Here is a 5,753-nt window from a genome sequence, read left to right as displayed (position 1 = left end):
CGCTCCTGCTGCTCGCCGGTCTGCTTGTCCTTCCAGCTTTCCGAGGTCGCGATGCGGATCGAGGTGATCGCGCCGCCATTGGCCGTGTAGCGCGTCTCGGGATCCGCACCGAGGTTGCCGACCAGGATGACCTTGTTGATGCCGCGTGCCATGGAGCGATTCCTCTGTTCGTGGTGCGTCCGGAAAGCGCCGAGGATAACACCCCGTGCGTCCGGCGCCGCCGCTGCGCGCCGCCGCATCGCGTAAGTCCGCGCCGCGACGTGCTGTCGGCGCGGGCCGACGGCCGACGCCCGCGCGCCCGCTATACTTGCGTCCATTGCCCCGGATCGCCCCAGGCCCCGCCTTGAGTTCTGCCGCCCCGCTTACCGCCGCGCCGCGCATCGCGCGCCTCACCGACGTGCAGGCCTTCGCCGCCGCCGACATGGCCGCGGTGAACGACCTCATTCGCGCTCGCCTCGCCTCCGACGTCGTGCTGATCAACCAGATCGCCGAGTACATCATCGGCGGCGGCGGCAAGCGGTTGCGACCGATGCTGCATCTCATCGCCGCGCGCGCGGCCGGGTACGCGGGGCGCGATCACCTGCCGCTCGCCGCGCTGATCGAGTTCATCCACACCTCGACGCTGCTGCACGACGACGTCGTCGACGAATCGGACCTGCGCCGCGGCCGCAAGACCGCGAACGCGGTGTGGGGCAACGCGGCGAGCGTGCTCGTCGGCGATTTCCTCTATTCGCGCTCGTTCCAGATGATGGTCGAGCTCGACAGCATGCGCGTGATGCGCATCCTCGCCGACACGACCAACCGCATCGCCGAAGGCGAAGTGTTGCAGCTGCTCAACATCGGCAACCCGGACACGCACGAGCAGGCCTACCTCGACGTGATCGAGCGCAAGACCGCGGTGTTGTTCGCCGCCGCGACCCGCCTCGGCGGCGTGCTCGCGGGCGTGCCCGCGGCGCAGGAAGACGCGCTCGCGCGCTACGGACTCGATCTCGGCTACGCGTTCCAGATCGCCGACGACGTGCTCGATTACGCATCCGACGCGGGCACGCTCGGCAAGAACGTCGGCGACGACCTCGCCGAGGGCAAGCCGACCCTGCCGCTGATCATCGCGATCGAGCGCAGCGCGCCGGGTCAGGCGGACATGCTCCGGCGCGCCATCCGGGCGGGCGGGCTCGAAGCGCTCGACGACGTGCTCGCCGCGATCCACGCGACCGACGCGCTCGACGCATCGCGCCAGCGCGCGCACGCCTATGCCGATTCCGCGCGCGACGCGCTCGTCGCACTGCCGCGATCGGACGCGCGCGACGCGCTCGCGGTGCTCGCCGATTACGCGGTCGACCGCACGCGATAGGACCGGCCGCCGGCATTGCAGGCGGCGCTGCGCGCCGGCTCACGGCAGCGCGCCGAGTGCGTCTTGTCACGGTACGGTCGGCGTGCCCGTCTGCGTGAGCGAAACGAGGAACGCGACCCAGTCCTGTACGGCCTGCGCATTGCGCGTCGAGACGAAGTGGCCGTCGTCGCCGGGATCGGGCGCGTACTGGAAGCATGCCGCCGTGCGCATGACGCCGTCGCCGGCGAGGACGTTGCCGGTGACCGGGCGCGCGACCTGAGCAACGCCGGGTATCGCCTCGATCACCGGTGCGCCGAGCTGCAGCGCCGCCGCCTCGACCGTGACGTCGGTCGTCGCGGCCGGCGTATACGTGTCGGATTCGCCCCAGGCCATGAAGACATGCTTCGATGCGACGCCCGCAGGGGGCCGTGCGAGCAGCAGCGGATCGAAATTCACCGGATCGATCCCGTCGAAGAAGGTCTGCCAGAGCGTCAGCAGCGGATGGTCCGCGGCGACCGACGACTCGTCCAGCAGGTAGGCGAGGGTCGCCGCCGCGTCGCTCGGCCGCGTGCGCGACAGCCAGCCTTCGCCGAGCTGGCTGCCGGCGCCGGATAGGATCGCCGCCGGCGCGCGACTGCTGACCGCGAGCGCGGGGATGCCGACGTTCGCTCCCTGCGAGTGGCCGAAGAAGTACACGTGCGCGGGATCGAACGAGACGTTGCCGCCGCCCGGAAGCGTGAACGCGACATTCGTGAAGCGCAGCGCCTGCAGCACGTCCGCCGCGCCTTGCAGGTGATTGCCGACGGTCGCGCGCGGGTTGATCACGTTGAACACGAGGCCGTCGAGCGGGCGCGTGCTCGCGCCGCGACGGGCGCCGTGCGCGACGCCTTCGACGGTCAGCGTCGCCATCGGGCTCGCGGCCGTCGCGAGCGCTGCGGCGATGCCGTCGGCGATCGCGGAACGGAAGCTGCCGCCCGTCCCGTGCGCGTGCACGACGAGCGGCCAGCCCTGCGGCGGCGGCGCCGACTTCGGCACGGACAGCGCGAAGCAGACGGCAAGGGTGCCGGACTGCACCGGCGCGCCGCCCGCGTCGAAGACGATCGCGCCGCCGTCGCCGGGCGTTTCGTACGGCGCGGTCCCCTGCTGGAATGCGGGGATCGTCAGGCGTCCCTGCACTTCCCAGAAGCTGCCGGAGGAGTCGCCGCACACGCGCTGGGGATCGCCCGCGATTGCGCAGGGTGAAGGCGTCGTGCCATCGCACACGGTCAGATCCGTCACCACGGGTGGCGGTTGCGCGTCGACCGCGGATTGGAGCGCCAGCATGCGCCGCGACGCGTCCTCCACCTGCAGCACGCTCGCGCCCGCGACGTCGGCTGCAGCGAGGCCGTGCACCTGAAGAAACGCGCGGAAATGCGCATAGCGCGTCCACGCGCGCGCGAGCGTCGGATCCGATGGCGCCGACGCGGCGAGCATCGCGGCGAGGTCGGGGTCCTGCACGGGCGCCGCTCCCGTGGCCGAACGCACGCCCGCGTCGACGTAGGCGGCGTAGATGCCTCCCGGCCGCAACGGTTCGCCCGGCAGCGGACTCACGGTGAGGGTGTTTTCGCAGGCGTACTTGCGCCGCTCGGGGTGGTAGGCGAGCGAGCGCGCGCGATCGCTGCCGAATGCGGGTTCGTCGACATCGGTGATGTCGACGAAGTGCACGCGGGCTTCGCCGAGCGACGCGGGATCGGCCGCGGCCGAGAAGCGGAAGGTCACGCCGGTCACGGCGGAGAAGCCCGCAAAGTCGGCGGACAGCACGTCCGCGTAGCGATCGGCGATGTCGAAACCGAGCACGGACGACCCCGCGCGCGGGAAGTCGGCGAGGTCCAGCGTGCCGTCCGCCTCGATGCGCGCGTCGTTCGGGAACGGCAGTCGGAAGAAGTCGGCGGGAACGTGGCCCGGACGCGGCACCTCGAAGTAGACGCGGAACGGTCCGGGATCGCCGGCGCAGGCGACGCCGGCGAACGGTGGAAACGCGTCCGCCGAGCGCGTGCAGAGGCCGGCGGGACTGCACGCGAGTCCGGCGATGCAGTCGGCCGTGGCGGTGCAGGCGCCGCCGAGGTCCGCCGCGCCAGCCGCACTGCAGGTTCCGCCGAGTCCGTAGAGTGCGCACGCGAGGTCGCTCGTGCAGCCGCCACCCGAACTGCAGGATTCGCCGGCCTGTCCGCCACCCGCGGACGCGCAGACGCCGGTCGCGGAACAGAACAGGCCGGCGTGGCAATCGCGATTGGCCGAGCACGGCGCGCCTGCGGCGAGCGAGCCTTCGACGCGGCAGAAGCCCGCCGCGCACACCTTGCCGAAGCCGCATTCGGCGTTCGTCGTGCAGGTCTCGGATTCGAAGCCGCTCGAGAAGACGAGGTCGGTCTGCGCGGCGCCCGACAGTCCTGCGGCGCACGCGAACAGCAGCGCGAACGCCCGCCCGGGGTACCGCATGCACGCCGATCGCACCATGGTGTCAGACCCGACGCCGCCGACGGCCGTGCCCCGCGGGCACGGACCGGCGCACCATACGCGCGTGGTGAGCGGCGCGCAAACCCGGCGCGGAGCGCGGCTACCGTGGCGTCGCGATTCCGTCGTCGACGTCGTCGCAGCCGATGTCGCGCCCGCCCTGCTCGACGTCGCGGCGCGCCTTCGCGGCGAGCTTGCGGTAGCGCTCGCGCACGTCGTCGAGGTCCTTGTCCTCGAGTTCCTCGAGATCGAGCAGCGCGTTGTGCGCGCCCTCCATCGCGCGGATGAGCTCGTCCATCTTCACGTGCATCGCCTCGGCGTCGCGGTTCTGCGTGTTCTGGATCAGGAACACCATCAGGAACGTGACGATCGTCGTGCCGGTATTGATCACGAGCTGCCAGGTGTCGCTGAAGCCGAACAGCGGCCCGGTCACGCCCCAGACGACCACGACGAGCAGCGCGAGCAGGAACGTGAGCGGCCGGCCGGTCGCGCGCGAGGCGCCGTTCGCGAACCGCGTGAACCACGAGCGTCGTGGGGCCATCGGGCTCTCCTCGCGCCGCCTCAACCTGCGAACACTTCGTCGAAGAACGCATGCATCTGGCGGAATGCGCGCTTCGCGGTGCGTTCGTCGTACTGGCAACCCGGGACCTCGCCGTGCGCGCCGGGAATCGCGAAGCAGTGCACCGCGCCGCCGAAGGCGATGAACTGCCAGTCGACCTTCGCGTCGCGCATCTCCTGCTGGAAGCCCGCGATCTGCTCGGGCGACTCGAAGTAGTCGTCGGCGCCGTGCAGGACGAGTACCTTCGCCTTGATCTTCTTCGCGAGTGACGGATCGTCGGTCGACAGGTTGCCGTGGAACGAGACGACGCCCTGCACGTCGGCGCCGCTGCGCGCGAGGTCGAGCGTGGTCGCGCCGCCGAAGCAGAAGCCGATCGCGCCCCAATGCCGGCCGTCGAGCGGAGCCTTGCCGGCCTGTGCCTTGAGCTGGGCGAGCGCGGCGCCGATGCGCGCGCGCAGCACGGCGCGGTCCTTGTACAGCGATTGCGTCGCGGCACCCGCTTCCTGCGCGTTCTTCGGCCGCGCGTCGACGCCGTAGACGTCCGCCACGAGGATCACGTAGTCCTTGCCGGCGATGTCCTTCGCGAGGGTGAGGTTGTCGGGCGTGATGCCGAGCCAGTCGGGCGTCATCACGATGCCGGGCCGCGGCGCCTGCACGGCGTCGTCGTAGACGAGCATGCTCTGCATCTTCTTGCCGCCGACGTCGTAATCGATCGGGCGCGACACCATCGCCGCGTGCAGCGGCGCGACGAACGAACAGGCGAAAGCGACGGCGAGCAACGGACGGAGCATGGCGTTCTCCTCGGCGAGTGTGGCTGGACGCGCATCATAGAACGACCGGCGCGATGTCGCTGCTACACTGCGGCGTCCCTTCGCCATGGAGCCGCCGATGCGTCGCCAACGCCCGATCATCGCAACCCTCGCCATCCTCGCCGCCGGTGCCGGCATCGCCGCGATCGCGGCCGCCGCCGTAAAGCCCGAAACCGCGATCGCGTATCGCCAGGCCGGCTACACGATGCTCGGCTGGAACTTCGGCCCGATGGCGCAGATGGTGCGCGGCAAGGCGCCGTGGGACGCGACCGAGTTCGCGCTGCGCGCCGAACGCGTCGCGCAGATCGCGCCGCAGCTGCTCGAAGGCTTCCCGCCCGGCTCGGACACCGGCGCGACGACCGACGCCAAGCCCGAGATCTGGAAGAACATGGACGACTTCAAGGCGAAGATGAACGATCTCGTCGAGCAGTCGAAGCGGCTCGCCGAGGTCGCGAAGTCGGGCGACGAGGCGAAGATGAAGGAACAGTTCAAGCAGACCGCGGCCGCGTGCAAGGCCTGCCACGACAAATACCGCAGCGAAGAGTAACGCGCGGCGCGTCGGTCG

6 protein-coding genes are annotated in these 5,753 nt (G+C 70.8%); 2 read left to right on the top strand and 4 right to left on the bottom strand.

Annotation, left to right across the window (positions count from 1 at the left end; genetic code table 11):
* A partial coding sequence (gene ssb, locus VI238_RS14125) for a single-stranded DNA-binding protein (protein WP_331652452.1) occupies positions 1 to 152 on the bottom strand: 152 nt, incomplete at its 3' end.
* Positions 153 to 421: 269 nt separating this feature from the next.
* On the opposite strand from ssb, the gene VI238_RS14120 reads away from it, so the two are divergent.
* Positions 422 to 1,351: a polyprenyl synthetase family protein gene (locus VI238_RS14120; protein WP_331652450.1), complete on the top strand. Its 930-nt coding sequence runs from the start codon at positions 422 to 424 to the stop codon at positions 1,349 to 1,351.
* A 66-nt stretch (positions 1,352 to 1,417) separates the two neighbouring features.
* Here the strand turns inward: VI238_RS14120 and VI238_RS14115 are convergent, their stop codons facing one another.
* The 3 genes from VI238_RS14115 to VI238_RS14105 all read right to left on the bottom strand — a co-directional run bounded on the left by VI238_RS14115 (position 1,418) and on the right by VI238_RS14105 (position 5,170).
* Positions 1,418 to 3,805, bottom strand: a complete 2,388-nt coding sequence (locus tag VI238_RS14115) for a hypothetical protein (RefSeq protein ID WP_331652448.1) — start codon at positions 3,803 to 3,805, stop codon at positions 1,418 to 1,420.
* Positions 3,806 to 3,923: 118 nt separating this feature from the next.
* Positions 3,924 to 4,361, bottom strand: coding sequence for a low affinity iron permease family protein (locus tag VI238_RS14110; RefSeq protein ID WP_331652446.1), 438 nt, complete (start codon positions 4,359 to 4,361; stop codon positions 3,924 to 3,926).
* Positions 4,362 to 4,381: 20 nt separating this feature from the next.
* Complete coding sequence (locus tag VI238_RS14105) at positions 4,382 to 5,170, bottom strand: dienelactone hydrolase family protein (RefSeq protein WP_331652444.1); 789 nt, start codon at positions 5,168 to 5,170, stop codon at positions 4,382 to 4,384.
* 97 nt (positions 5,171 to 5,267) lie between these two features.
* Between VI238_RS14105 and VI238_RS14100 the strand changes: the two genes are divergently transcribed.
* Positions 5,268 to 5,735: a cytochrome c gene (locus VI238_RS14100; RefSeq protein WP_331652442.1), complete on the top strand. Its 468-nt coding sequence runs from the start codon at positions 5,268 to 5,270 to the stop codon at positions 5,733 to 5,735.
* Positions 5,736 to 5,753: the final 18 nt, after the last annotated feature.

Source organism: Dokdonella sp., assembly GCF_036518555.1.
Lineage (GTDB): Bacteria > Pseudomonadota > Gammaproteobacteria > Xanthomonadales > Rhodanobacteraceae > Dokdonella_A.
This window is presented reverse-complemented; position numbering and strand designations above follow the sequence as displayed.